Genomic DNA, 26,482 nt, shown 5'->3' with positions numbered 1-26,482 from the left:
CTCCAAGTGTTCCAAAACGTCTTGAGCAGCTATCGCTTTTTACTGTAAATTTAAGGAAGCGTTATGGGTCAAGCGTAGTCACATGTGTCCTTTAGACGCTCAAAAGTTACGTTGTAGGCGCAAATTCAAGCTGTGACGGCCAGTAATGTCCGTTAAAATAGGCTTCCCGTCAAAAAATCAGCTCTAAAGGTCATGGATGTCCGTAAATATGCGGCAGAGAGACAGACACGGGCAGAAGCACAGACACGCATGAGGAGCAGGATGAATAATGATACCTTTTCATAAACTGCAATCCTGTTATCGTTTTCTTGAACCGCTTACAATTGAACAAGACTAGCTTAAGAGAAAAGAGGTTGCCAGATGACAGATTCAGACGCAGCGCTTCCGGCCGGGAAAACGACAGGCAAAAGCAAGCCATCCCGCAATAGAGATCAGCTTTCGCTTCAGTCCATGATCCTTCCCGGCGTTATCTTTATTCTTGTGTTTACATTTATTCCGCTTTACGGCGTATTAATCGCTTTTAAGGATTACAGCATTGTAACGGGCATCGGGGGCATTTTCTCCGCAGACTGGGTTGGCCTTGCCAACTTCCGCGAGTTCGTCACCGACATCAATTTCTGGAACATGCTGCGCAATACGCTGGGCATTAATTTGCTGGGGCTGATTATTACCTTCCCCATTACAATCCTGTTTGCGCTCATGCTGAACGAGCTGACTTCCCAGCGCTTCAAAAAGCTGACGCAAACGGTGACGTATTTGCCCCATTTTATTTCCTGGAGCATCTTCGGCGGATTGATTATTAACATCCTGTCTCCAAGCAGCGGCGTCGTCAACTACGTGCTGATGCAGCTTGGCGTCATTTCCGAGCCGATTCACTTCCTTGGCGAAAAGGATTATTTCTGGCTGCTGATTGTGCTGACCAATCTCGTAAAGGAGCTTGGCTGGGGAGCGATCCTGTATTTGGCCGCTATCGCGGGGATCGACCAGGAAATGTATGAGGCCGCCTATATGGACGGGGCCACCCGGTTCCAGCGCATCTGGCACATTACGCTTCCATCGATTACCGGCACGATTGTTATTTTGCTCGTTTTTGCGGTCAGCAATATTTTGAACAGCGGTTTCGATCAGTTCTTTGTGCTTCAAAATCCTCTGAACATTGACGCCAGCGAGGTTATTGATACTTACGTCTACAAGGTGGGACTCCGGGAGTTCCGGATGGAATACGCCACTGCCGTCGGCTTGATGAAAACGGTCATTGCGGTCATTCTGCTGTATCTCGCCAACTTCTCTGCTAAAAAAATAACCGGCAAAGGCATTTTCTAGGAGGTCATCCCGTGGTAAAAGATCGCTCGCTTGGCGAACGGCTGTTTAATGTATGCAATGTGCTGATCATGATCGTACTGATTGTGTTTACCCTTTATCCCTTCTGGTATTCCGTAATCGGCTCCTTTAATGAAGGCTCCGATTACGCCAGAGGCGGCGTATATTTGCTCACCCGAAAGTTCACCCTGGACAACTATGGGGCTTTGTTCAGCGACAGCGCCTTGATCAAGGCATTTGGGATTACGCTAGCCCGGACGGTTATCGGTACGTTTACCCATATTATTTTTACGTCCATGTTTGCTTACGCCTTTTCTCGCAGAAACCTGAAATATAGAGGCATCTATTCCATATTGGGGCTTTCCAGCATGTACCTCAGCGGCGGATTGATTCCGTTCTTTATCCTGATTAACTCGCTTGGACTGTACAATCACTTTTTGGTCTTTATTATTCCGGCGTTGTTCAGCTTCTGGAACGTTATTTTGTTCCGCTCCTACTTTGCAGAGCTGCCGGATGCGCTGATCGAATCTGCCAAAATAGACGGCGCGGGAGAATACACCATCTTTTTCCGGTTTATTCTGCCTCTGTCCAAACCCGTTATCGCTGCCGTTTCGCTGTTTACAGCCGTTGGCCACTGGAACGCTTATTATGACGCCATGATTTATACGTTTGGCGATCATCTGCAAACGGTCCAGCTTTATATTCTGAAGCTGATTCAAAGCACAGAAGCTGCTTTACTGCTGGCCAATATGTCGGGAACCGTCGCCGCTTCGCAAAATACAGTGACGACAACTACTCTGCAATTGGCCGCCATGGTCGCCGCATCTCTCCCGATCGTGCTCATTTATCCTTTTGTACAGAAATTTTTTATCAAGGGCATGCTGATTGGCTCTGTCAAAGGATAACGGCGCTTGAGGTTGGATGACATAAAGCTTACGATATATTAACCTGGGGGGAACACAATGAAGAAAACAGCAACAGCCTTATTGTCCATCATGCTTATACTGTCCGTCATATTGGCCGGCTGCTCCAAAGCGGGCAACGGCAATAATGCAGCAAGTCCTAGTCCCGCAGCTACCGCAAACAGCGAAGCAGGCTCAGAGACGGCAGCCGCGTCCGAGCCAGGCTGGAAGTCCAACACATCTCCGGCCACCTTGTCCTGGTATGTAGGCGTACCGGGCTACTCCAAGAAGTGGGATGCTCAAAACAACTATGTGGACAAGCTTATTACGGAAGAAACGGGCATCAGCGTTGATTTTGTATTAGCCGGTAATGATGTAAACTCAGAATTCAACGTCATGATGGCAACCGGCAATTTGCCCGATGTCATTACGCTGGACCGCTGGAACAGCACTTCGCTGATCCAGACGCTTATGAGCAGCGGCATGGTAGCTCCGCTGAATGAATTAATGGAACAATACGATCCGTACCTGACAACCATTCTGCCACAAACGATGGTCGACTGGTATACACAAGCCGACGGCAATTTTTACGCGATTCCAAACTATTATGTTTCTCCGGAAATGCTTGAGCAATATCCCGGTGTAAAAACGTTCTATAACGAACGCTCCAATGGTCAAATCATGGTCCGCAAGGATATCATGGATGATCTAGGCATTACGATGGAGGATCTGCAGCAGGAGGATTCCTTAATTCAGGCGTTGAAAAAGGTGAAGGAAGCAGGCGTAAAATATAACGGGCTGGACGTTCTGCCTATTTATCTCGACGACAAGGACAAATACATCAACGACTCTCTGGGCGTGCTTAGCGGCTCCTTTGGCGCTGTCAGCGAAGCCGAGGACGGCTCCTATGTAGATGTTCGCCGTACAAGCGAATACAAGCATGTGCTGAAATTCGTCAACCGCCTGTATTCGGAAGGCCTGCTGTCGCTGGAAAACTTCACAAGCGACCGCAACCAGATTGCCGAAAAAATGACGCAAGGCGCTATCTTCATGAAGATTGGCAGCTATGCCGACTATAAAGACCCTGTAGGCCAGCTTTACCTGGCTGATAAAGATGCAAAATATGTAACGGTTGATGCCATTCACTCCAGCGAAGGCACATTGCCTCAATACGGCAGATCGCTTAACAAAGGCTGGACATTAACGTTTATTAACAAAAAGTCCAAGCTGCAGGACCGCGCGATCAGTTTCCTTGAGTATCTGTACAGCGAGCATGGTCAAACCGTCAATAGCTTTGGCAAGGAAGGCGAAACCTTTACCGTTACCGCTGACGGCAAATTCAAGCTGAATGCTGAAATTGAAGAAGCAATCAACACTGACTGGAATGCCGCCTCCAAAAAATGGGGCTTCGACTCCATCTGGTGGCTGGTTAACGAGGTATGGCTGAAAAACGTGAAGGAAGCCGAAATGAATGAGCAGACGGAATATCAGGACAAGCTGTTCTACGGCTCCGCAAAATATATGTTCAGCAACGATGTTTTGGATTCCGGCAACCTGTTCGACGCTTACGCGCCAGGCTCCAAGGAAGCCAACGCTGAATCTAAAATTACTGTATATTGGGCGCAAATCGTTCCAAAAATGCTTTTTGCCAAAAACGAAGCCGAATTTGAAACGGTATACAAAGAAGCGCTTGCCACGCTGGACAAGCTGGGACTTAAGGATATCGAGCTTGCCAAAAACGCCCGCGTTCAAGAGTTCAAAAACGCAACTGGCGTCAAGCTGGTTTCGCCGAAATATACCGGGACCTATCAATAAATACTCTTCAATCTGATAAGGGCCCTGCCATTTCGGCGGGGCCTTTATCATGTTTTTATATCAAGGCTGTGATAGCTTCGCCTTCGCTATCCCCTATCAGGGCATTCCTTAAAACCAGCTTTTTATATCAGGATCAAGCTTTGAAGACGTCATATTAATGATCAGCTCCTCCAAAGCGGCGATGCTCGCAATGGCACACAAAATTCCAGCAGATGCTGCTGCATGCTCTCTCCAGATACCATAAGCCAGAGGAAACAAAAAGAGCGTGATTCCGGCTATTTTATTGGCGTAGGTATGGAGAAAAGCAAGCGAGCGATATTTGAAAAAACCTGTAATCAATGAGGTTAGCTTAATCACGGCTATACCTGCCAGCCACAACCATATAAATAACGGCAGGATGACCATTGGCAACAAAACAAAGGCCAAGGCAAGTACAAAAACCGTATCCGCCACGCTGTCCAGCGCCGCTCCGAAACGGCTTATGACACGGAAGCGTCTAGCGATAAAACCATCCAGCATATCACTTGCGCCGCAGAGCAGGTAAAATATATAAAAGGCAGGCGTAAGCGGCTCCAGGTACAACAAAAGGATGGAACCTGTTATTCGGAATAGTGTCATCAGGTTGGGTAATTGCTTCAACATCGCCATGCTCAAGCACCAGCCTTCACATGATTTGCGCTGCTATGGCTCCGGTCCCTAGAAATAGACATAATGGTGAATAAAACATGGTATCCCAGGTGGCAAACAACGTCCGCCTCTGTTTCTTGAAAAAACCTACCCACTTCAAGTCTCCTATAGCCCGCAGCAAGAAAATACCGCCCAATACCCAACCTCCGAACGAAAACAACCATTCCGGAAATACATAACGTTCGACCGCGCCGCCAAGCTCCAGCACAAACCAACCTGCCAATGCCAATGCGGCCGCCACCATTCCCGTCCCTGCCTTTCCCGGCCGAAACAATGGTTCCGAGCCATTGCTTGGGATGACCGCATTTGCTCCAGCTTCCCCTCCCGCCATCCAATACAAGTGAATTCCGCTCAGCATAAACAATATGCCTCCAACTATCCAAAACAACATATCCCCTTCGCCCCTAATCTTCTTTGAGTTGCAATTGCAGTACCATTTGTGACGCTCGTTATGCTTTGTATCGAATCGCCCGATATTCAGGTTCCAGAATAGAATATAGATAGGAATCCAGAAAACCGCCTTTATGCCAGATATGACCGCGCAGATGTCCTTCATAGGACATGCCGATATGCTGCATTACCTTGGCAGACCCTATATTTTCGGGGCGGCAGGTAGCAAAGATGCGGTAAAGACCCAGATCGTCAAAACCAAATGCCAGCAAAGCAGACGCCGCTTCCGATGCATAACCCTGCTGCCAATAGCGCGGGCTATAGCAATACCCTATTTCGCCTTGCTGATGATTTGACTGATGAATGGCGCAGCCTCCGATCAACTTTCCGTTTTCCTTTAACTCAACCGCAAGCTCATAACCAAGGCGAGGATGCTGCCTCTGCATATCGACGGTACGCTGAACAAAATCAAAGGTTTCCTCCTCTGAATTTGGCCCCCAAATCATATACCGGGTAACCCTTTCGTCTGAAGCATATTGATGAACTGCCTTTGCATCCACCGCTGTAAATTCCCTGATGACTAATCGTTTTGTCTCAAGCTGCATGCCAGTACCTCCTTAAAGAGATTGGATTCGATGGCAGCCCTGAAACGCTGCACAACCCCAGAACTCGCCCTATGAACGCGTCAAATGGATTCTTTTCTATCACTGCTTTACTGTTCGACACAATAATTTCTGTTCCTTCCCTTAAATGTAAAACGGCAAAAAGAAAAGGCCGGTTTCGGGTAAACGAAACCGGACTCTTCAAAGATCAATAGAGTATTTGTGACGACCTGTGGCCGTTAGCCCTTCAGGATTGCTGTTCTGGCTGAACAGCCGTGTAGGTTACCTTATACAAAACCTCGGTCGATTTTCCGTATTTGTTCGTAGCGACAAACTTGAAGACATTGTCGCCTTCCTTCAGGTCAACGCTGATAGAACTATAATAAGACGATAATTGTGCATCATTCATATACAATTTTGCACTGGAATCATTAACATCTGTCAATGTCCAGCTGACCGTAATTTTGGGGGAGGATGTAGTCTCTGGCGCATGGGTCAACACAAAGGCGGGAGCTGGCGGATTAAACGTAATCGTTTTGACAACCTCCGTCGCTTTTCCCAGCTTATTAACGCTTTTTACCTTGATTGTATTAACTCCAGGCACAAGAGTAATGGATTTGCTCGTATAGTAGCTGCCTTGCTGTTCGTCGTTGACGTATACAGCCGGTGCTGAATCATTCGTATCCTTGACTGACCAGGAAACCGTAACCGACTCTTTTTCAGTCGTTTCAGGCAAATCGCCTACAGTCAAAGCGGAGTTGCCCGCATTAAAAATAATGGTTTTTGTCACGGTTGTTGTTTTGCCAAACTTATTCGTTGCTTTGACGATAATGGAATTGGAGCCTTCCTTTAATTTAACCGCAACCGAATTGCCATAGGAGGACTGCTTTTCGTCATTGACATAAACAACCGGAGAGGCGTCGTTTTTGTCCTTGACTGTCCATCTGACGGTTACAGATTCTTTATCAGTTGTTTCGGGAAGATCAACGGTTAAGGCCGGACCACCTGTCGAAACTAAAACTTGTTTTTTCACTTCAGCGGTTTTTCCGGACTCATTTTCCGCTCGAACAATAATGGTGTTTACTCCTTCCTCAAGCTCGATTGTAGCCGAGGAGGAAGCGCTCCACTGCTTCTCACCATTGAGGTATACAGTTAGATTGCTGCCGTTAGGGTCCTTTGCAGTCCAGGAAACCTTTAACGTTTTGTTGTCCGTTTGCTCCGGAACGCCTTTTACCTCCAACGTAGGCCCGCCTTTTTCAAAAACAACCTTTTTAGTTACAGTCTCCGTTTTGCCTCCTGGCATGCGGGCGACAATCGTCAACGTATAGGTTCCTTCCTGCTCCAGCACAACCGCCCAACGAAATTGTCCTTGAACAACCTCGACCTGCTTGTTGTTGATCGAGACGCTTGCGCCTTTCGTCACATCGCCCGTTACATAAACGGTAGGCGTCGAGGTTTTCTCAGGCACATCGACATTTAGCTCCAATGAGGCTTGGCTGTCGCCGGAGGCGCCTTTGAGAACTCGATAGATCAAAGCTGCCGCTTCAGCGCGGGTAACGGGAGCGCCCGGCTTCAGCCGTCCATCCTGATAACCGGTCAGCAGCTTCTTTTCAATTGCAATACCCATATAGGTTTGCAAATTGGGAGAAACGTCATCGCCATCATAATAAGAGTCCAAAATATTAGGATTTTTCAGATCATCCGGCTGGTAATTCATCGTTTTGACCAAAGCAACAGCAACATCCTCGCGGGTCGCTTTGGCTGTGGGATCAAAAAACGCCTTCCCGCTTGGCGGATAATAACCCGTCAGGAAATCCTTGGCCGCCTCTATCGCAGGAAAAGACCAGCGTGTTGTCGCTACATCGCGAAACGACTGTTCATTGTCCGTCGGAATATCCAAATAAAAAGCCAGCGTGAGTAATTGGGCAAATTGCTCGCGCGTAACGGGTGCGGCAGGCTTAAACGTATTATCATCAAAGCCTTTAACAACGCCTAGCTGAACCAGGCTATCAATTTCGTCCTTTGCCCAGAAGGTGCTGCCCACATCGCTAAATGCCGGACCGTTGTCCGCATAAGCAGCAACGCCTGGAATCATAAGCGCCAGCGCTAGAATCATCATTACTATTTTATATTTTGCCCTCTTCATCCTATCCCCTCCATTTTCTTCAATAGGGACTATTTTACTATACTATTTTCTATACGTCGATAGATTAAGAGGGTTCTTCCATATAGGACAATTGCTGTATAAGATATTGTTCATTAAGTGCGGTATCGTCCGGGTGAAAAGCATGTCCGGATTTGGAGGCCCATATCATTTTTTTGGATGGAGCACGCAATTTCTCATAAAATTGCTTCACCAGACTTCCGTGAACCTGATAATCGTAGACTCCATGTATAAAGACAACAGGCAAATGAATTTCTTCCAGGCTCTCCATAAAATGATAATGATCCAATTGCTCAATGAAACGTTGGCAATACGCCAGCTTGAAGCCTTTATAAAAGCTGTTGAACATGTCAGCAAGCGTATACGTTTCTGATCGAAGCATGTCTTTAATAATCCGCATGAAGCCGGGATGCTTAATTTGAGCATCACTGTATATCAAGGTATTAAAATTTCTCTGCCATGATCGCAAAACCGCCCAGGATGCAACGGGGTGGCGTTGTTGATTAGGATGCGTTATTTCCAATGGGGCATGACCTTGAAAAGAATTGGCATAAATTATCCCAATACAAGCCAACTCCTTTCCTAATTCAATGATTTAGGCGATAATAAGACCAGAATCAATAACCTGGGAGGTCCCATGAGGAAATTAGGAAGAAACGACGTTTGCCACTGCGGCAGCGGACTGAAGTACAAAAAATGCTGTTTGAATAAGGATGAAGCAAACAAGGTGACGCCTATTACTTCGTCACATGCCCCATCCTTAAGCGATGTTATTAACCAGCATCTCCAATGGCCCAACGAGCTGCATCAACAAATTGCAAATCATTTTCTGCAAAACACATCCGGGCTTTACGAAGAAGAGCATATTGCAAGATTCATAAGAATTTGGAATGCATACGCCCACGAATGCCTGCCTATCGCACAAAAGCTGGGAACTTTCCCTGCGGCGCTGGAATATTTGCTTTGCCAAAATTTCGATTACGCCGGAACACAATCCGCTATTGCTAAAAAATATGGAATTTCAGCCGCAACCTTATCAGGCCGAGCGGAACAAATTTTCAGCTTCATTGAGGATCATGTTTATATGCTGACAGAATCAGCCAGAGGAGAGCAATCGTCTTCTATTCACTCCGGCTCAAGAGTAGCTATGGAACAGGAAATGGCCCGGATTCATGCTTTGCTGGAGAAACAAAATTTCGAAACAATGGATGAAGCCAATGCATTTTTACAACAAATGATGAACAAGCAGCCCGCTAAGCCGCAAAAGCTCAGCAAGGAGGAGCAAGCCTCCGAGTTAGTCTATTCGGCATGGGAGGAAAGCAATCCGAAACGCCGGATTAAGCTGGCCCAGGATGCTTTGTTGCTTCACCCCGAAAGCGGAGATGCCTACAACATTTTAGCCGAATGCGCATCAACGCCCAAGGAAGCGGCCTACTTCTACAAACAAGGGTTGCAGGTTGAGGAAAATCGTTTAGGCAAAGCCTTTTTTGAGGAAAACAAAGGGTATTTCTGGGGATACCTTCCGACAAGACCCTATATGCGGGCAAAGCTCGGCTTTGCGCAAAGTTGCGAGATGATGGGCAATATGCCCGAAGCCATCCGGCATTATCAAGAAATGCTGGAGCTGAATCCAAACGATAATCAAGGAGTACGGGAGCTGCTGCTGACCGCTTATTTGGAGACGGAGGAGTGGAATTCCGCCAAGCTTCTGATTAATCAATACAACGAGGATGGAACCGCAGCCTTTAACTATAGCCGGGCTCTCGTGGAATATAGCCTCAATGGAAAATCGGCTCATCTAACCTCTCTGATCAAGACAGCTGTTAGCCATAACCCGTTTGTTCCGCCGTATCTTCAGGGCAAAAAACAGCTGCCTCGCAGCATCCCTTCTGTCATTGGCTTTGGCGATGAGCGGGAGGCTGTTGTTTATGTATCAATGAACCGCCATCTTTGGCTGGCAAAGCCTGAGCTGCTGAAGTTACTCTCGAAATAACATATATTCTAAAAAAGTGAACATACCCGGTATAGCTTCAGGCTATAACCAGGTATGTTTTTTTGGTATTACCTCTACCATTGGCTATCATGCTAAACTTTAAAAATCACACTAGCAATCAAACAGAACAGGGAGGTTTTTGGCATGACTGATAAATTTCAAATCGTAGGCAGCTTGTTGCGCCCCAACGAGCTACTGAAATATAAAACGCAAATTGAACACCGGGATGATATCCAATACCCTTTTTATGAAAGCTTTGAGGGTTACGAGCAATGTGAGAATGAGGCTATTCAACAGGTTGTTCAAAAGGAAATCCAGCAAAACCTGTCGGTTATTACAGACGGCGAATTTTCCAAGTCCATGTGGCATCTGGATTTTGTATGGGGCTTTGACGGGGTTGAACGCTACATCGCTGACCACGGATACTTTTTCCGCGATATGGACGGCAGCTCGAAATATGAAACACGGAAAGACATCGGCCTGCGCATCACCGGCGAGCTAAGCGGTAAAAACCATCATTTCATCACTGTTTTCAAAAAGCTTAAAGAAACGGCTGGCGAGCATGAAACAAAGCTTTGCGTACCGTCTCCTTCGCATATTTTTGGCGAATTATCCTGGTCCGACAATATTGGCGGCACGGCTGCCGTTTATAAGGACACTAAGGAGCTTAAACAAGGATTGGTGAAGGCCTACAAGGAATTCGTAGAGGAATTTGCCTCTGTCGGCGGAAAAATTCTGCAATTCGATGACTGTCTGTGGGAGCTGTTTGCCGACGACAACCCTAACTCCCCTTATACGGGCGAGCATATTAATCAAGAGGAAGTTCAGGCTCTTGCTTCTGAATTTATTGATATCAACAACACCATCATAGATTTTGGCCATAGCCTTGGCCTAAAAATGTGGACTCATAACTGCCGCGGCAACTATGATTCCCGCAACATGGGCGGCGGCTCCTACGCCAAAATCGCCAACCTGTTCCTGAAGCAGCTGAAATACGACCGCTTTTTCCTGGAATGGGACGACGAGCGCGCAGGCTCAATCGAAGCGCTGGAGGTTTTCAAGGACAGACCTGAAACTGAAATCGTATTGGGCTTATTGTCCTCCAAAACCAACACGCTTGATGACGAGGAGCGCGTATTCCAACTGCTGGACGAAGCCTCCAAAATTATAGATAAGGAGCGCCTGCTGCTTTCCCATCAATGCGGCTTTGCATCCTGCGACGGCGGCAACGAACTAAGCGAAGCCGAGCAATGGGCAAAAATTGGCCAAGGCCAAAAAATTGCCAAGCAATATTGGAGCAATTAGACTGAATAAGCAAGGAACTGCCCGAAAAGTCTGTTATGGTGAATAATGATTCAGCAAAACCGGTATCTCCTGGAAAAGGGTGTCTTGGAAGCTCAAACCTATTTGTCCGCTTTATTTTGATCCTGTGCTTTAGTGGATAAAAGCAGACAAAAAAACTCGCCCTCAAGACACCCATTCCCCTCCAGTCCACTTTGGTGAAAATTCGTTAGTCCAATGTTGGTATCAGGCTTTTAGCAAACTTTAACAACTCTCCTTCCGGTGTCGCATCGCTGCTCTCAACCCTGTACTGATAGTTATTGCCGTCAGTTGTTAATACAAATGTAAGCGAACGCAAAGCTTTTTCATAAATAGCCTCCACGCCATGGCCCAAATCTACGACTTCCGTTTCCTCATGCTCTAGACTGTCTACCGAGGTATATCCCGTTGCCTCATCAATGCTAACCCTCAAACTAAAATAGGATGGATACTCAAGCTTTGAATACTGATAACTGATCCTTTCAGTTTTAAGCGTTTGAGGCAAATTCTTCACGATATAGGGGAGCCCCGCCTCGGACGCTTCTACTGCCCACTGCTTCAGAAGATCGCGGTCCATTTCATTAATGGAATAGCTGATTGTCCCCTCTGTAAACTGATAACCCGAGGGTATATACGCGGGCAGACTAAAGTCTGTATCAGCAGCCTGAGATAAAGTATTTATATCTGTAAAATTGTTGTCCTGTTGCAACGTGTAATAGCTGCCATTCAGCTTATAAGCCTCCGGCACCAAAAATATAGCCGTTTCCTCAGCTCCCAATCCTCTTTTAATTTGCTCCATGGTATCAAAAAATGGCATGTAAATAGCTCTGATCTGTTCGTCAATTTTTGACTGCTCTACTGAGGTTTCATCATATACTAGGACAGCCTCTCCATCGCGATCATAGAGAATGTATTTAGAAACAAGCGCGGATACCTGCGTTCCCGCAAGGAGCAATACACCTATACCTAATATAGCCACCGCAATTGGAAGGGGGCGTAACCAGGAAAGATTTGTTTTTTTACCGCCAGCTGTTCGCAAAATTTGAGCATAGCTGTGCTGAAGCTCTGGCGTTGGAATGTTCTCTGCTTTCCAAGCTCTTTCAAATTGGTCAAATGTACGAAATACCTTGTTTTTTTTGCTCATGCTCTTCTTCCTCCAATTCGATCCATTTTTTCACCTTATTTTTGGCGCGTTGAAACTTTTTCCGGACAGTAGCAGGAGCTGCATGAAGAATCATCCCGATCTCCTCATAGGATTTATCCTCAATAATTCGCAGCACCATAACGGAACGATCCTCTACGGGCAGCTTGGCCAAAAGCTCATCAATTGCCATGGACTCGTCAACTTGAGCGTATGAAGCCTCCTGGGAGAGCTCCCGCTTTCGTTCCTGACCAAAAGGCAGGAAGCTTAACAGCTTGCGCCTTCTCAACATATTACTGCAATGATTGTGGGCAATGCGGTACAGCCATGCCGATTCGTTCTGTATGCCTTCGCCGTTTTGTGAATGATTCATCGCCTTCATAAAAATGTCCTGAGTCGCATCCTCGGCATCTTGTCTTTGCCGCAGCATATGAAAGCAATAAATAAGTATCGGCTTATGATACCGAAGCATCAGTTCGTTCAAATAAGGAACTTCTTTTTTTGCGGGTTCCATACTCTTCACCTCCAACCGTTTCAGTTATAGAGTAAGACACTCAGGCAGGCTATTCTGTGACCAGGGCGGGGCATTCCATCATTCCCATTTATTTTTACAGCTTATATCCCTTAAGGAATTATGATATAATGACGTCGTTATTTGTGAAAAATGGAACGATATTCAGGACATAGGATGGATCACATGATGGCTTATTTCAAAAGAGTGGATGCTAAACGAATGATCATTATGGTTCTTGGCAATATATTTCTCGGTATGGGAATCAGCATCTTCAAGCTGTCCGGCATGGGCAATGATCCGTTCAGCGGCATGGTCATGGCGCTTGCGGAGGTCAGCGGCATCGTATATGCCAATTTTCTTATTTTGCTGAATCTGGTTTTGTTTATTTTGCAGTTTACGATGGGACGCCGGTTAATTGGGGCCGGAACTATCGTTAATGCCATTTTTCTGGGCTACATCGTCACCTTCTTTTACAATACCTTTATACATCTATTCGGCGAACCTCAGCTGTTTGGCCAGCGCTTAGTCGTTGTGATTATTGGCGTAGTCGTATGCAGCTTCGGGGTTTCCTTATACCAGACATCCGATGTAGGGGTTGCTCCTTATGACAGCTTGTCCCTGATTATGGTAAAGAGGATACCAAAAATTTCTTATTTTTGGCATCGGATGTTTACGGATGCTCTCTGTGCGCTCATTTGCTTCCTCGCAGGAGGCATCGTTGGACTCGGAACCTTGGTTTGCGCACTTGCCCTGGGGCCTATTATTCAGTTTTTTGATGTTAATTTCACACGAAAGCTTCTGGCAAAAGCGTCAACGGACTCTGAACATTCCATTACGCCATCTTAGACACACTTATCATTTCCCGCACAAAATGGGCGCCCGAAAGTTAGCACGAACTAACTTTTGGGCGCCCCATTTGATTGCGAGTGTTTAAAATTTTAATTGATCGACTGCTTAACCCCTTGTCTGACTAGGGCTTGTATTAACAACAATAGAAAGCATTTTTTCACCTTTCACCATAAGCGAATGACATTGGACACATATAGGCTGGTCTGAAAAAACAAAGTTATCTCTCATCCATCCATTGCACTTTTCATTAGAACATGACCAAACAGTCGTATTTTCCTGTGGAAGTTCCTCCAGTAGCCGTTTCCGTGAATAGTACAAGCAGCAACCCTCTTTCTCTTCATGGAATCAATGGTAAAAAAAAAGTCCCTATGCAAGGCATAGGGCTTTGAAGCAAAATTACAGCTTTACAACATTCTCGGCTTGTGGGCCGCGGTTGCCTTGAACTACGTTAAATTCAACGCGTTGGCCTTCGTCCAACGATTTGAAGCCTTCGCCAGTGATAGCGCTAAAGTGTACAAATACGTCGTCTCCGCCTTCAACCTCAATAAAACCAAAGCCTTTTTCTGCGTTAAACCATTTAACTGTTCCTGTTTGCATCATTCATTACCCCTTATCATCATTTATACATGACCTTATGTTGCATAAAAAAATCACATATTGTACAAGGTTACTCTTCTGCAATAATAACCCTCTACAATATGTGATTTCAGGCTAAAATGTATTAAACCAATTATAACACTCCTGGACTTTGTTTACAACTTTTATTCAGAACATCCAACAAATAAAGCTCACAAGGACCGTTTTTCTCTTTTTTTTAGTAGTCCCAGTCGCTTGTATTCGAAAATACAACCGATGGCGTTATTCTAAATGTATACGTACCGTCGCCTAACTGCCCAAACTCGTTTTTGCCCCAGGCAATAACCGTATTATCTGTTTTGATTGCAAAAGCATGCTGGGAAACGATACTTATCGTTCTGACATCGGATGCGATCTGTCTGGGCGAGGAAATCTGAATAATTGGCGCAACTGTACCCGTGAGACCAAGGCGCTCCAATGTTTCGGCTCCTGCCGTGCCTATGCCAAGCTGTCCGGCGTTATTGTTTCCCCAAGCCCAAAGGGTTCCATTCTCTTTTAATCCGAAGGAGCTATATCCTCCCGCTCCTACAGCTACAAAGGATTGATGCGAAGGTATTTTTGTAGGAACCATTCGTCTAGTCTTCGTTCCATCCCCCAGCTGCCCTTGACTATTATCTCCCCAAGCCCACACAGTACCATCCGATTTGAGGGCCAGGTTATGGCCAATGCCGGCATTGACATTAACAACGTTCGTTAAGCCCGCTACTTGCTTCGGACTGGAGGCATTAAAATTTACGCCTACTTTTCCGTCTCCCAGCTGACCGAAGATATTGCTGCCCCATACCCAAACCGTTCCATCATTTTTGACTGCAACAGAGTGGTAATTGCCGCTAGTAATGGAAGCTACGTTGCTAAAATTAGGTATTTGCTGAGGGGTCGTATAGGATGTATTGTTCCCTAAACCCAATTCTCCAGATCCATTCCCTCCGAAGCTCCATACGGTTCCGTCAGACTTGAGAGCCATAGAGTGGCTGCCGCTTGATGTAATGGCTATTACATTCGTTAACCCGCTCACTTTTACAGGACTCAATCGTTTCGTTTTTGTCCCATCGCCTAACTGGCCCATGCTGTTAGTGCCCCACGCCCAAACCGTGCCGTCGGACTTTAAGGCCAATGAAAAATTGACGCCCGAGCTGACTGCCACAACATCCGTAAGCCCGTTTATTACTTGCGGCACAGGTGATGTAGTGCTGTTGCCCACCCCAAGTTGGCCCATGCCGTTATCCCCAAAGCTGATAACCTTCCCTTCCGAGGTCAAAAGCAAGCTTTGGCTTCCCCCCACGCCTTGGTCGCTAAACACTTTCCCCACTGAAGCATTGACACTGCCTGCGGCTAATGAGAGTGATAGTAAAAGAGCACCCATTAGTACAGCTAATTTCCTTGTTTTTATCATGTCTATCCCTCCCACAAAAAGGATACCACGATAATGTATGGAATAATATAGAATTAAAGAACTAATATTTCTGCAATTCCCACTCTATTCGCATTGCTTTGAGGATGACATGCTCCGTTTAATTGATTCCACGAGCCTCAATAAAGCGCTGGAATGCCAGACGTTTTTCCGGTAAACAAACCGAACCTCCAAGGTGCGATATTTCTCCGGCAACGCGTGCAAAAGAATTCTACCGTCTTCCTCCATTTTGGCAACTGATGATCGCGGCAGCAGCGAGACGCCAAGACCTGAGGAAACACCGTCCAGAATAACGGCCAATGTGCCAAACTCCATCATGTGATAGTCTGTAATGCCCATTTCTCTTAGAAAAGCCTCTGCCCTCTCCCGATGCGTGCAGCCCACATCAAAAAACAGCATTGGCTGCGCCAGCAGCTCCCGCATGCCGCTCCTTCCTGGTTTTGATATCAGCACCATTTCATCCTGGGCGAAATTTATATGTTCCAATTCGGGAGTATCCGCCTCCCCATAAACAAATGCTCCGTCAAGCTCATCGTTTAATACTTTCTGCACAAGGGCATGAGAGCCGCCGGTCTGAAGGGACAATTGTACATCCCGGTATTGGCGCCGATATTCCCCCACAAAAGACGCCAAATGCATGGCAGCCGTTGTTTCAATGGAACCTAGCCGGAGGGGGCCGGACGGTTGATCGGAATATTGGGTTGTTTGGGCGGCTTCCCCCATCAAGGTCAATATTTTATCCGCATAGCTCAATAAATTTTCGCCTGCCGGAGTTAAAGTCATGCCACGATTGGAACGCCGAAAAAGAGGGACTCCAAGCTGAGACTCAAGATGCTGAATACGGGCCGTCACGTTTGACTGAACATAATTCATCTTTTGCGCCGCCTTCGTCACGCTTCCCTCGCGGGCTACTGCCTGAAATATTTTCAAATCTCCGCTCTCCATTTTTGCGTCCCCCTCACTATCATTATTTGTGATATTCGCCATCAGTTCTGTTCATTTTACTGCATGCGCTCCGCTCTGTACAATTCAGGTGAGCTTTGCAAAAAGACACAAGGAGGAACAAGCATGAAAGCAATCGTGCACCAAGGAGAAAAAGGCCCGAAGGGTCTGTCATATAGAGATGTAACGGACAAGCAGCCCGGGGCAGGGGAGGTTAAAGTAAGACTGAAAGCCGCTGGCTTGAATCATCGGGACTTATTCCTGATGGCGGATCGGGCAGCCGATCATGCGCCTCTGATTCCAGGCTCCGACGGCGCAGGGATTGTGGAGGCCATAGGAGAAGGTGTCGCAAACATTTTGATAGGCTCCGAGGTCATCATTAATCCATGCTTAGGATGGGATTTAGCCTCCAGCGTTCCAGCGGTCCCGGACATTGTAGGAGGGCCAACAGACGGAACATTTGCACAATCCATTATCGTTCCCGCACAAAATGCAATCCCCAAACCTCCGTATTTGTCCTGGGAGGAAGCCGGAGTATTGCCGCTGTCCGCTTTAACCGCCTATCGGGCGTTGTTCACGAGAGGCAGCTTACAAAGGGGCGAGCATGTCCTTATTCCAGGCATTGGAGGAGGCGTGGCGACTTATGCCATGCATATGGCTTTGGCGGCGGGAGCGCGGGTTAGCGTTACATCCCGCAGTGCGGCAAAAAGAGAAAGCGCCTTATCGAATGGAGCTCATTATGCTTTTGACAGCTATGGAGATTGGAAGGAAGGTATGAAGGGCGAGCAAGCCGACCTTATTCTGGACAGCATCGGGCCGGCAACCTTCCCTCAATACTTTGAGGTTATTAAGCCCGGCGGCCGCATCGTTACCTTTGGTGCAAGCTCAGGTGATCATATGGATTTGGCATTGCGGGCCGTCTTTTTCCCTCAAATCAGCATTATCGGCTCCTCAATGGGAAGCCATGAGGAATTTATGGACATGCTTCAGTTTATTGAGCTTCATGAGATAAGACCTGTTATCGATTGCGTATACCCCCTTAGCGATATTGCGCTTGCCTTTGAGCAGATGGAGCAGGGGGAGCAATATGGAAATATCGGGATAAGCATCGCCTAATCAAAAAAGGCCGCTCAGCAGGCGGTTTTCACCGTCCTTCTGAACGACCTTATCATTTCATCATTTTTTCATGGCCGTTTATTCCGAAAGCAATGTATCCAGCAGGCGAACAATCATTGCAACCGACTCTGCTCGGGAGGCAGATTCATTTGGCTTGAACAAACCGCTGCCTTTGCCGCTTACGATGCCTGCGGCTGCGAAGGCATGGATTGGTTCGGCTGCCCAGCTCCCTGTTGTATCCGAGAATGAGTTCGTTGTAGCGGGCACATATGTTGTTAACCGGGCAAGCATGGCCACCATTTCGGCACGGGAAATGTTCTGATCGGGACGGAACGAGCCGTTCTTATAGCCGGAAATAATGCCTTCAGCCTGCAAGGCCGCAATGGCTGACGAAGCCCAGTGTCCTGCGGTATCGGGGAAGGACGCGCCATTCAACCCCGTCAATCCAAAGGCTTTCATAACCATCGTGGCAAATTCAGCGCGAGTGACCTTATCGTCAGGACGGTAGGACCCGTCAGCATAACCCGTTACGATTCCCATTTTGGAGGCCCGCTCAACTACAGCAGCGCTCCACAGGGAAGAGGGAACATCCGTAAAGCTTGCAGCTTGAGCAGATTCCCCCCTTTCTGCAACTGCTTTTACCGCGTCGATATTCACCTTATCACGGAATACCGGCTTTGCGGCTGTTGGCGTTTGCGTCGGTTTTGGACTTGCCGTTGCTGGTGTCGGCTTGGGCGTCGCTACTGCTGTTGGCGTTGGCGACGCTGTTGCTCCCGATGTCGATATCGGCGCAGACGTTGATCCTGATGTTGACGTTGGCTCTGGTGTCGAGGTTGGGTTCGGCGTTGCCTCCGTTGTCGGAGTTGGAATTGGAGTCGGGGTCGGAGTTGGCTCCGGCGTTTCCGTCTCATTCCCCTTTGCCTTTACGATCGTAAATGAATCTACCTTCGCGCCCGCAATCGTGTGCGCTTCTACTTGAATGTTATCTTCGGTTATTTCAATAGCGGAATACACAGGCACATCCTCATCAAAAATTTCATTCAAATAATGATGTTTGGCGCCATCATAAAATTTCCAGCCGGAGGCTCCGCCGTCCAAATAAATCGTGCCTTCGTTCGACGTTTTGTTTGGCTCCCCTCCCTGCATCGGGTAGGTGCGGGAATAGACATGGTCGTGGCCAACCAGAACCAGATCAACCTCTTTTTCCTCCAGAATAGGCGCAAAATACGTCTGCGTATATTCTACAAGAGATTCCCTTCCGCTTTCTGTATGATAAGCAGGACGGTGGAACATGGCGATTGTCCATTTTTTATCGTTTTGCTCCAGATCCTCCTCCAGCCATACCGCCTGATCCGCCATTTGCTCCTCTGTGCCCTCCGAATTAAGCACGACAAAATGGGCATCGTCCACATTAAACGAATACGCATATTGGAGCTGGGTTTCTGGCCCATTCAACGGGAAGTTTGCACCCTTCGTAAATACGTCCTTTCCTTCGCTCTTCACATCGTGATTCCCCAATGTCAAAGCGGACGGAAGCCTTGTTGCATAAATGGAAGAAGCCTGCCAAAACCTCTGCCATTCCTCAAACGCGCTGCCGACATCAACGAAATCGCCGCCATGCATAACAAATTGCGACGACGGATATTGCTCCAATGCATTCGTCATCAATTCCTGGTAGGTCTCCATGCCTTGCGTCTGCTTGGTATGCGAATCCGTTACAAACAGGAAGGAGGTTGGCGTCGATTTCTGCTGATCGATCGTTCTGTAAAGAAACCACTCCGACCAGTTCCCCTCATAGCCCACGCGATAGTTGTAGGCCGTATTTGGTTTTAGCCCCTCAATCAACGCATTATGGAACCTGATTTCGCCCTTTGTCCCATTTTCCTTCATGCTCAGCACTTGCAGCTCGCTCTCGGCCTGGAGCCGTCTAATACCATTACTATCCGAATCTATTCCTACCCCCTCAAGGGAAGCCTCCCGGTATTCAATATAGGTAACGGCTCGATCCGGCCTGGTTTGCCAGGCTGCGCTCAACTGAGAGGACATATCCTCCGAGACGTAGGTTTGAACGTATTGAGGCTCATTACTTCCATATTGCTGGACAACCTCGTAACGGACAACCCGGCTGTTTTGCTCACCGATTACTGCCTGAACCTGATACTCTCCAAGCGCCAGCGTGGTCAAATCCGTCATGACTCGCCCTTCGGCATCAGTTTGTCCAAGACTGCCGCTCAGGAGCTGGCTGCTGACATCCGCTTCCGCGATATAACCGCTGGTGCGGCCATCGGGAAGAATTATCTCAAACCATCCGTCATCTGGTTCGGCCGAAGCATAGAAACGATCTCCGGCAGCAGCAGCCATAAGGACGCTGGAGGTTATGTCATCGTCTTCATATACACTGGAGGTTACCGTATTAACGGTGACCACGGAGCTTTGCTTCAATAAACCGCCAAAAACAATATCCGCCCCCTGAACCGGCTTACCTTCGCGATCCAGCACAGTAAACGCGGTTGATGTTCCAAGACCAACGCCCGCCATATTCAGCCTATAAGGAAAGGCAATCGTATAACGAACAGGGGCGGCAATCGGAGAGCTGGTTTGAACCTGACCGGCCGAGAGACTGCTGTCGCTCATCGTAATCGTTTTGTAGTCCTCGCCGCGTTCCAGCACAGCATGAGAGGCCACTCTGAAGTTAACGGTTACGCTATCCCGCGCATTAGCCGACGTTAAATGGCTCAGGCCGATGCGAACTCTTCCCTGCTCGTTATCGGCACTGGAGGACAAAACAACTCCAGAAGCCTCCGCAATGCCATCAACCTGAAGCGTATGGGGATCATATTGCAGTGTAAATGAAGCCTGATCGGCATTTACATAATCTTTTACGCTAATCTTTACGGGATAAATATCGTTGCTTACCGCTTCATTATCGGCGGTCATGATCAAGCGTTCACCTGCGTTTATTGCAAAAGCCACCTTTTTTTCAGCCGGGTTCCCGTTGTTGTCCTTTACCTCCAGGGCAAGCTCATGATATCCGCCATCCACCAGCCCGCCCGGATAAGTCAACAGATTAGTTTCCGGGTTATAGCTCGTTTCATTCGTAATATCGGCGCCATCCAAACGAACCGATAATGTGGTCAAATCCAAGCCCGACCCATTGTCGGCCAGCTCAACCTTCAGCTCGTCAAGCGGCGCGCTCAAAACATCATTTTCGAGGGGGGAGATCGCTTTAATGGTTGGAACCTCTTTATCCTCGTTTGATTCACCGTAAATGAAGGTAATATCGTCGATCCAGATAGAGCCTTTATTTTTTAGGGCCATATTGGATTGCTTCAATTGAAAAAACAGCTCAAGGACAATAGGCGCAGCTTTCCCCTGCGGCACATCCGCCTGGACATATTTCCAGCCGCTCCAGTTGATCCCGTCGTTGGTTTCATCATAAAATTCCGCTTGGAATGAGGAGCCGTTTTTATCTCTGAATTTAGTTGTCAGCAAATGTCCTTCATCGTTTCCATATACCCACATCCCTACCTTTTGGGGGTATTGTTCAACCGGGATGCGCCCCGCATTGTACCCAACCTCGATTTGGGAGGGATTGTCCACAATGCCGATCATATCGTAATCAATTCGGGCGGAATACCTGCCGTTCCTTACCCGCTTCTCATCCTCCTCCAGGTGCAGCGTAGCTTCATACATCCGTTTAGGATTAAATTTCACATCCGAAATTCCATCCTCAAAGTCCTCAATCACAACCTCCGCCACAGGCTCGGCGGCATGAACCTGATGCCTTGGCGCATAGCCGGCTTGAATTCCTCCCAGCAGCGATAGAATAGATGCGATCAAAACGATTTTGCGTAATCTTTTTGCTCTCATTGCTTCGTAGTTCCCCCTTAAGATTGTCCTATCAAGGAGTACTATATCAGCGCAATGTAAACTTAAATCTCTGGCCTTATTAAGAGATTATGTGATTTTTACTATTCCATTTGCTATTCAACTAACTCCAAATATCAACAATGGCAATGTTGTTTTCGATCCTTGCTTTGCTTTCAGCAATCCAGTCCTTAAACCATTGATTGTCCGATCCGCTGAAGGCTTCATCCCCATCCCAGTTGCGGAAGGCGCCAATGTAAACGATAAGCTCCCTGAGCTTGAGAAACAAAGGAATTTGCTTAAGCCAATACTCCTCTAGCGAATGCTCAAGATGATAACCTTTCATAAAATGCTTCATGAATCGGCGAGCTTGCTCCTCCCTCAGTTCCTTTCCATCCTTTCCGCCATAGACGTATACCAAATAATAAAGCTGTACCGCTATATCCTCGACAAACCAGCTATACTGGGCTTCATCAAAGTCGAATAACGTTATCTCTCCATACTCATTTATTCTGAAGTTGCCAACGTTGATGTCACCGTGAATAAGTCCATAAGCTCCTTCTTCTTTTGGTAATGAAGAAACGGCCTTAATCAAATTGGAGCAACTGGCACGAACAGCAGCTTGTGAACTGGGAATCAAATCGATATGTTGCAAAAACCAATTTTTGCTCCAATCCTGCCTGGGGTCCTTTTGTGGCTGGTAGGATGTTGACAAAGCATGCATTTTTCCCGTAAGCCGACCGAGCCGCTCATATAAGTCATTGTCTTGCAGGCACTCCGGATATTCGGCCGCTTTTCCGTTAGCTTTTTCAAATACGGCACAGATGAAATATTGTTCGGGTGAAAAAACCGCTTCAGTCAATCGGCCATTCCTCGAATGGATCGGCTTTGAAACCGAAACGCCTTTATCGGCAAGAAATATAATCCATTCCAGCTCCGCCTGAACCAGGCTCTCTGTTCGATTGGTGGCGGGAGTTAATCTCAACATAAAGCTTCCTCCACCTTGCTTATACTCGTAAACGTGGTTCTGTAGTCCGCCAACATAAGACAGATGGGGATCACTTGCGCAATAATGCTTCAACGCATTTTGGAGTAAATCAGGACCAATCCAATGTTTTGTTTTCAAATGAATAACCTCCATTATGGTAGATTCAGATTCAAATGAGATGGAGGCCAAAAGACAAATAGCCCAAGAGATAAGGCGAAAAATGCTCGCTTACCGCTTAGGCACATGCTTAAAAAAGGGCATAGCCGTCTCCTTGCCGCTAATTCGGGCATAAAAAAGCCTCCATCTCATTGGGCGAGCCTTAAAGCTTCCCAGTTGATAAAACGCCAAATCAAATAAACCCTGTAATCAGGATTTAAAAGAAGCGTTTTACTTTCTCAACCTAATGAAATGAAAGCCTGGTGACATACATAAGCCTCTTTTCGAAAAAAAATAGAGTACAAAAGCAAGTTTATCCAAAAAACGGGATGATATCAAGTTTGCCGGTCATAAATGGCCGCTAGGACTTGAAATGACTACATTCTCTTTGAGCAACGGCCACCCGTGTCCTTTAGCGATCCAAAATGGCGCATAGAGGCGGAATTATTGGGTTTTACGGACGCTTTTGTCCTTTAGAAAGCGAACAACCATAAAAAGCAGCCTCTAACGGTCATCATTGTCCGCAGGTTTAGGTACCCTTCCGACGCCATGCTTCCCACTTCCATAGCAACCACTTCCACGACAATACAAAATAAGAGGACGCTCCAAAATCATGATACATCATGACTTTGAAACGTCCCTGCTTGGTGAAGAGGTGAAGATATGAAGATATGCACTCTTGTTTCATTTTAAAAGCCTGAAAGCCTTCCTATGACCTGCGCAGCATTCTACTTGCACACGTCCCGATCGCTTCTGCTATTAACGCTGGAGATTCGCCGGAACTAGCTCTACGGCTCGATTCCCCACACCAGGACGCCGCCTTCATAGAGGGTCACCTTGTCCCAGTCCTGATAGGAGGTTTTGGTTGGATCGTAGGAATAATCATTGGTTTCGTCAAAGTTGGACCAGTCCGTTTTGTACATACGAAGCTGGATATCCCCGGTTTGCCCGCCTGCCTGAATTGCACCGGCTCCGGCTGTAAAGCTGAGCTCAACATACGTATCCGTGAAGGTACGCTGGATGTTTGCTCCGCCAATTTGAGCCCAGTCAATAGCCGAGTCCATAGCTGCGGTGCCTTCCTTAGAGAAGTAATAACGGATTTTCAGATCGCTTAGATTTACAGCTGTGGTGCCGTTATTTTTAATATTGAAAAAGGGCTTGATCTGATTGTCTGTCGCATTGGTATCTCCCGCCCGATATTGCAGGACCAGATTGCCAGCTGGTGTAACAACGCCTTGCGGAGTTGCGGAAGCAGCAGCCGAATTGGCGCTTTCCCCGACAGCATTCACAGCGCTTACCACATAGTGATAGGTTGTGCCGTTGGTCAGACCCGTATTGATATACGAGGTTCCGATTACATTAGAGGCAACGGTAGTGAAAGGGCCGGATGCGCTCAGCGAGCGTTTCACATTGTAGCTGGTTGCACCCGCAGATGCCGTCCAGGACAAGCTGATTTGTGCATCACCTGCCGTAGCCGTCAATGCGGTTGGCGCGGCAGGCGCAGTGGCCACAGCTGCTGGCGTCGCGCTTGCTACAGTCGAATTGACTCCTTCACCCGCAGCATTCACGGCACTAACGACATAATAATAGGTCGTACCGTTGGTCAGACCCGTATTGATATACGATGTGCCAGTCACGTTAGGGGCAACGGTTGTAAAAGGCCCTGCCGCGCTAAGCGACCGCTTCACATTATAGCTCGTTGCTCCTGCGGGAGCCGTCCAGCTTAGCGATACCTGTGCATTGCCTGCTGTTGCAGTCAGTGCCGTCGGGGCCCCTGGCACCGTCGGTCCGCCGCCAGTGGACGGCAGAACAGGGAATGAATTTTGCACTAGCATAACAAATTGATCGTGGAACCAGTGACCGGATACCGGAGCGTTAGGAAGCGCCCCCGTCAATACGCCATCACGTGTGATGAAGGTTGGATCACACATCCGGTCGAAGCCTTTGCCTTCATTGTTCGGAATTTCCGAGCTTGAACCGTCGGATTCACCCGGAGGCTTGACCCAGACATAAGCATCCAGATGAGCCGGTCCAGGGGCCGCCTTAGGCGCTTCGCCTATACCCGATCCGCTGCTGTTGCACCAGTTCCCCCGATGATAGCGGCGGTCAACGCGCCCGGAATCTACGTAGCTGTTAATATTGCTGCCCGTAGCCAAGGTCGGACGGTTGGGGCCGCCCCAGCCATTCCGGCTTGTATCAATCAGGAAGCCTAAGCTGGTTGGCCAGCCTGCTTGAACAAAATCGCTATACAATGCGGAGGTAAAATCAATTTCGCCAAAATATGGATTCCACTCATAAAAGCTGGCCGACCTGATCGGTTGTCCGCCGATATTTAAATCGGGATTGGACAGATTTGGTTCATTAAGCGGCGTCGTATTCGCCGTATTGGTAACAAAGCCGTCTACGCTGCTCAGACCTGCAATTGTTCCTTGGGCGACACTAGTGTAGACGGAGATTGCACCCGTCCGGTTGTTATCCCATCCGAGCCAGCCGGAGTGGCCGATATCGAGGTAGTTGTACACATTGGGAATGGCATGCAGCTTGTCCAACGCGTATGTCACGCCAGCTTCGTAAATGCCTGTCGAGCTGGCTTGAGCACATGCAGGTGTAGTAAGATTGGTGACCAGATTCGGCAGGCTATCCGGCTCGATAACGGCAATAATGCGAATATCCTGGTATTTAGGCTTGGCAAAAATGTCGGCAATAACATCAATATAGTCCGTTTTGTATGTCTGCAATGCAGCCTGCGTCAACGGCAGCTCACCGTTGGAAGCCAGAGCATGGCAATCCCGACCAGGCAGATTGTAAATGACGAATGAAGCGGTAATTGGAGTACCCGCTATTTTTTGATCCAGAGCGGCATCCAGATGCTCCTCAACGCTTTTTCGCCCGCCATTGTTCGCCCCACCATAAATCGCCGCCATCCGGTCAATCCAGACGGCTGTTGGATAAGATTTCACCGTCTCCATCTTCGCTTTTAACGACGCATCATTGGTCAAAGCGATAGATGTATCGACAAGAGCAGAATAATCCTGGTTCAAATACGCAGTAGCCCCGAGAAACGGATTATCCTGATGCGCTTCCGCAGCTTTGACTGGCGCAGGAGCCATGCCGGTGAAAAGCCCGCTCGCAAGCACCGTGGCTGCAAGCATTTGCTTTAAGCCTTTACTAAAAGGCTTTCCAACTTTAGATTTAATTTTTGGATTCGTCTTCATAAATCCACCTTTCCTTTGGTTAGTTTTTTGGGTACTCAAATAGATCCTCTGTGCCGGCATCATGCGTATGCGCCCTAGAGAACGTAAGTATGAGCTGTAAATGTTCACCTCCAGGCCGCGTGAATGCGCTTGCAAAGTGAAACGAACAACTAACAGACAAAGCTTCAAACACAAAAGAATTGGGTGACTGAATATGCGAATCGATGAATTTCCTTGGTGAGGGGTACAGCTTGTGGTTAAAATGAGGGCGTTCATCAGGTGCAAAAGCTGAGGATATACCTTTTGAGCTATGGTCGAGGAAGCGCTTACTTTATAAATAATAAAAACTGGCCAGCCTCGATATAAAGCCTACATCCCTTGTTCACCTCCTTTCGAGTACATTATACTGCATGAATTGACTACTGTAAATTGGATTAAATAAAAATATTTTAATTTAATACCAAAATAAAGGCTT

The 26,482-nt window shown here is 47.5% G+C and carries 21 protein-coding genes; 7 read left to right on the top strand and 14 right to left on the bottom strand.

The genetic code is table 11. The features are described from left to right. The first annotated feature begins 360 nt into the window (after positions 1-360). Genes A7K91_RS01635 through A7K91_RS01625 form a run of 3 tightly spaced genes read left to right on the top strand, consistent with a single transcriptional unit; the run spans position 361 to position 4,037 of the window. Positions 361-1,323: an ABC transporter permease gene (locus A7K91_RS01635; RefSeq protein ID WP_068679000.1), complete on the top strand. Its 963-nt coding sequence runs from the start codon at positions 361-363 to the stop codon at positions 1,321-1,323. An 11-nt stretch (positions 1,324-1,334) separates the two neighbouring features. Then, complete coding sequence (locus A7K91_RS01630; RefSeq protein WP_068678998.1) at positions 1,335-2,225, top strand: carbohydrate ABC transporter permease; 891 nt, start codon at positions 1,335-1,337, stop codon at positions 2,223-2,225. Between the two features lie 57 nt (positions 2,226-2,282). After that, positions 2,283-4,037, top strand: coding sequence for a type 2 periplasmic-binding domain-containing protein (locus A7K91_RS01625; RefSeq protein ID WP_068678996.1), 1,755 nt, complete (start codon positions 2,283-2,285; stop codon positions 4,035-4,037). A gap of 108 nt (positions 4,038-4,145) precedes the next feature. Here A7K91_RS01625 and A7K91_RS01620 read toward each other — a convergent pair whose 3' ends face one another. The 5 genes from A7K91_RS01620 to A7K91_RS01600 all read right to left on the bottom strand — a co-directional run bounded on the left by A7K91_RS01620 (position 4,146) and on the right by A7K91_RS01600 (position 8,262). Then, complete coding sequence (locus A7K91_RS01620; RefSeq protein WP_245697161.1) at positions 4,146-4,685, bottom strand: CDP-alcohol phosphatidyltransferase family protein; 540 nt, start codon at positions 4,683-4,685, stop codon at positions 4,146-4,148. A gap of 16 nt (positions 4,686-4,701) precedes the next feature. Then, a complete protein-coding gene (locus tag A7K91_RS01615) occupies positions 4,702-5,115 on the bottom strand; it encodes a DUF3995 domain-containing protein (RefSeq protein WP_068678994.1) in 414 nt (137 codons plus the stop codon). Positions 5,116-5,173: 58 nt separating this feature from the next. Further along, complete coding sequence (locus A7K91_RS01610; protein WP_068678992.1) at positions 5,174-5,719, bottom strand: GNAT family N-acetyltransferase; 546 nt, start codon at positions 5,717-5,719, stop codon at positions 5,174-5,176. A 244-nt stretch (positions 5,720-5,963) separates the two neighbouring features. Beyond that, complete coding sequence (locus tag A7K91_RS01605) at positions 5,964-7,862, bottom strand: S-layer homology domain-containing protein (RefSeq protein ID WP_082967170.1); 1,899 nt, start codon at positions 7,860-7,862, stop codon at positions 5,964-5,966. Positions 7,863-7,926: 64 nt separating this feature from the next. After that, positions 7,927-8,262: an alpha/beta hydrolase gene (locus A7K91_RS01600; RefSeq protein ID WP_156739248.1), complete on the bottom strand. Its 336-nt coding sequence runs from the start codon at positions 8,260-8,262 to the stop codon at positions 7,927-7,929. Between the two features lie 255 nt (positions 8,263-8,517). Between A7K91_RS01600 and A7K91_RS01595 the strand changes: the two genes are divergently transcribed. After that, the gene (locus A7K91_RS01595) at positions 8,518-9,873 is read left to right on the top strand and encodes an SEC-C metal-binding domain-containing protein (protein ID WP_068678988.1); all 1,356 of its coding nucleotides are present in this window, start codon (positions 8,518-8,520) and stop codon (positions 9,871-9,873) included. 144 nt (positions 9,874-10,017) lie between these two features. Next, the gene (locus A7K91_RS01590; RefSeq protein WP_068678986.1) at positions 10,018-11,178 is read left to right on the top strand and encodes a cobalamin-independent methionine synthase II family protein; all 1,161 of its coding nucleotides are present in this window, start codon (positions 10,018-10,020) and stop codon (positions 11,176-11,178) included. A gap of 205 nt (positions 11,179-11,383) precedes the next feature. Here the strand turns inward: A7K91_RS01590 and A7K91_RS01585 are convergent, their stop codons facing one another. Further along, positions 11,384-12,337, bottom strand: a complete 954-nt coding sequence (locus A7K91_RS01585) for a hypothetical protein (RefSeq protein WP_068678984.1) — start codon at positions 12,335-12,337, stop codon at positions 11,384-11,386. Next, positions 12,303-12,848, bottom strand: coding sequence for an RNA polymerase sigma factor (locus A7K91_RS01580; RefSeq protein ID WP_068678983.1), 546 nt, complete (start codon positions 12,846-12,848; stop codon positions 12,303-12,305). The genes A7K91_RS01585 and A7K91_RS01580 overlap by 35 nt, the downstream gene beginning before the upstream one ends. Positions 12,849-13,031: 183 nt before the next feature. On the opposite strand from A7K91_RS01580, the gene A7K91_RS01575 reads away from it, so the two are divergent. Further along, on the top strand, positions 13,032-13,694 hold the full coding sequence (locus A7K91_RS01575; protein ID WP_245697159.1) for a YczE/YyaS/YitT family protein: 663 nt from the start codon (positions 13,032-13,034) through the stop codon (positions 13,692-13,694). Positions 13,695-13,802: 108 nt separating this feature from the next. Here A7K91_RS01575 and A7K91_RS25915 read toward each other — a convergent pair whose 3' ends face one another. The 4 genes from A7K91_RS25915 to A7K91_RS01560 all read right to left on the bottom strand — a co-directional run bounded on the left by A7K91_RS25915 (position 13,803) and on the right by A7K91_RS01560 (position 16,689). Beyond that, positions 13,803-14,015, bottom strand: a complete 213-nt coding sequence (locus tag A7K91_RS25915) for a cold-shock protein (RefSeq protein WP_082967169.1) — start codon at positions 14,013-14,015, stop codon at positions 13,803-13,805. A gap of 78 nt (positions 14,016-14,093) precedes the next feature. Further along, positions 14,094-14,294, bottom strand: a complete 201-nt coding sequence (locus tag A7K91_RS01570) for a cold-shock protein (RefSeq protein WP_068679008.1) — start codon at positions 14,292-14,294, stop codon at positions 14,094-14,096. Positions 14,295-14,511: 217 nt separating this feature from the next. Further along, positions 14,512-15,726, bottom strand: coding sequence for an RCC1 domain-containing protein (locus A7K91_RS01565; protein WP_082967168.1), 1,215 nt, complete (start codon positions 15,724-15,726; stop codon positions 14,512-14,514). A gap of 84 nt (positions 15,727-15,810) precedes the next feature. Next, positions 15,811-16,689: a LysR family transcriptional regulator gene (locus A7K91_RS01560; RefSeq protein ID WP_068678979.1), complete on the bottom strand. Its 879-nt coding sequence runs from the start codon at positions 16,687-16,689 to the stop codon at positions 15,811-15,813. Positions 16,690-16,812: 123 nt separating this feature from the next. On the opposite strand from A7K91_RS01560, the gene A7K91_RS01555 reads away from it, so the two are divergent. Continuing rightward, the gene (locus tag A7K91_RS01555; protein ID WP_068678977.1) at positions 16,813-17,802 is read left to right on the top strand and encodes a zinc-binding dehydrogenase; all 990 of its coding nucleotides are present in this window, start codon (positions 16,813-16,815) and stop codon (positions 17,800-17,802) included. 78 nt (positions 17,803-17,880) lie between these two features. On the opposite strand, the gene A7K91_RS01550 is transcribed toward A7K91_RS01555, so the two are convergent. From A7K91_RS01550 to A7K91_RS01540, 3 genes are all read right to left on the bottom strand, one after another. Continuing rightward, positions 17,881-21,672, bottom strand: a complete 3,792-nt coding sequence (locus A7K91_RS01550) for an S-layer homology domain-containing protein (protein WP_068678975.1) — start codon at positions 21,670-21,672, stop codon at positions 17,881-17,883. Between the two features lie 121 nt (positions 21,673-21,793). Further along, complete coding sequence (locus tag A7K91_RS01545; RefSeq protein ID WP_169833362.1) at positions 21,794-22,795, bottom strand: phosphotransferase enzyme family protein; 1,002 nt, start codon at positions 22,793-22,795, stop codon at positions 21,794-21,796. 806 nt (positions 22,796-23,601) lie between these two features. Continuing rightward, a complete protein-coding gene (locus tag A7K91_RS01540; protein ID WP_245697157.1) occupies positions 23,602-26,028 on the bottom strand; it encodes a glycoside hydrolase family 6 protein in 2,427 nt (808 codons plus the stop codon). Between the last annotated feature and the right edge of the window lie 454 nt (positions 26,029-26,482).

The organism is Paenibacillus oryzae, assembly GCF_001675045.1.
Taxonomy (GTDB): Bacteria; Bacillota; Bacilli; order Paenibacillales; family Paenibacillaceae; genus Pristimantibacillus; species Pristimantibacillus oryzae.
This window is presented reverse-complemented; position numbering and strand designations above follow the sequence as displayed.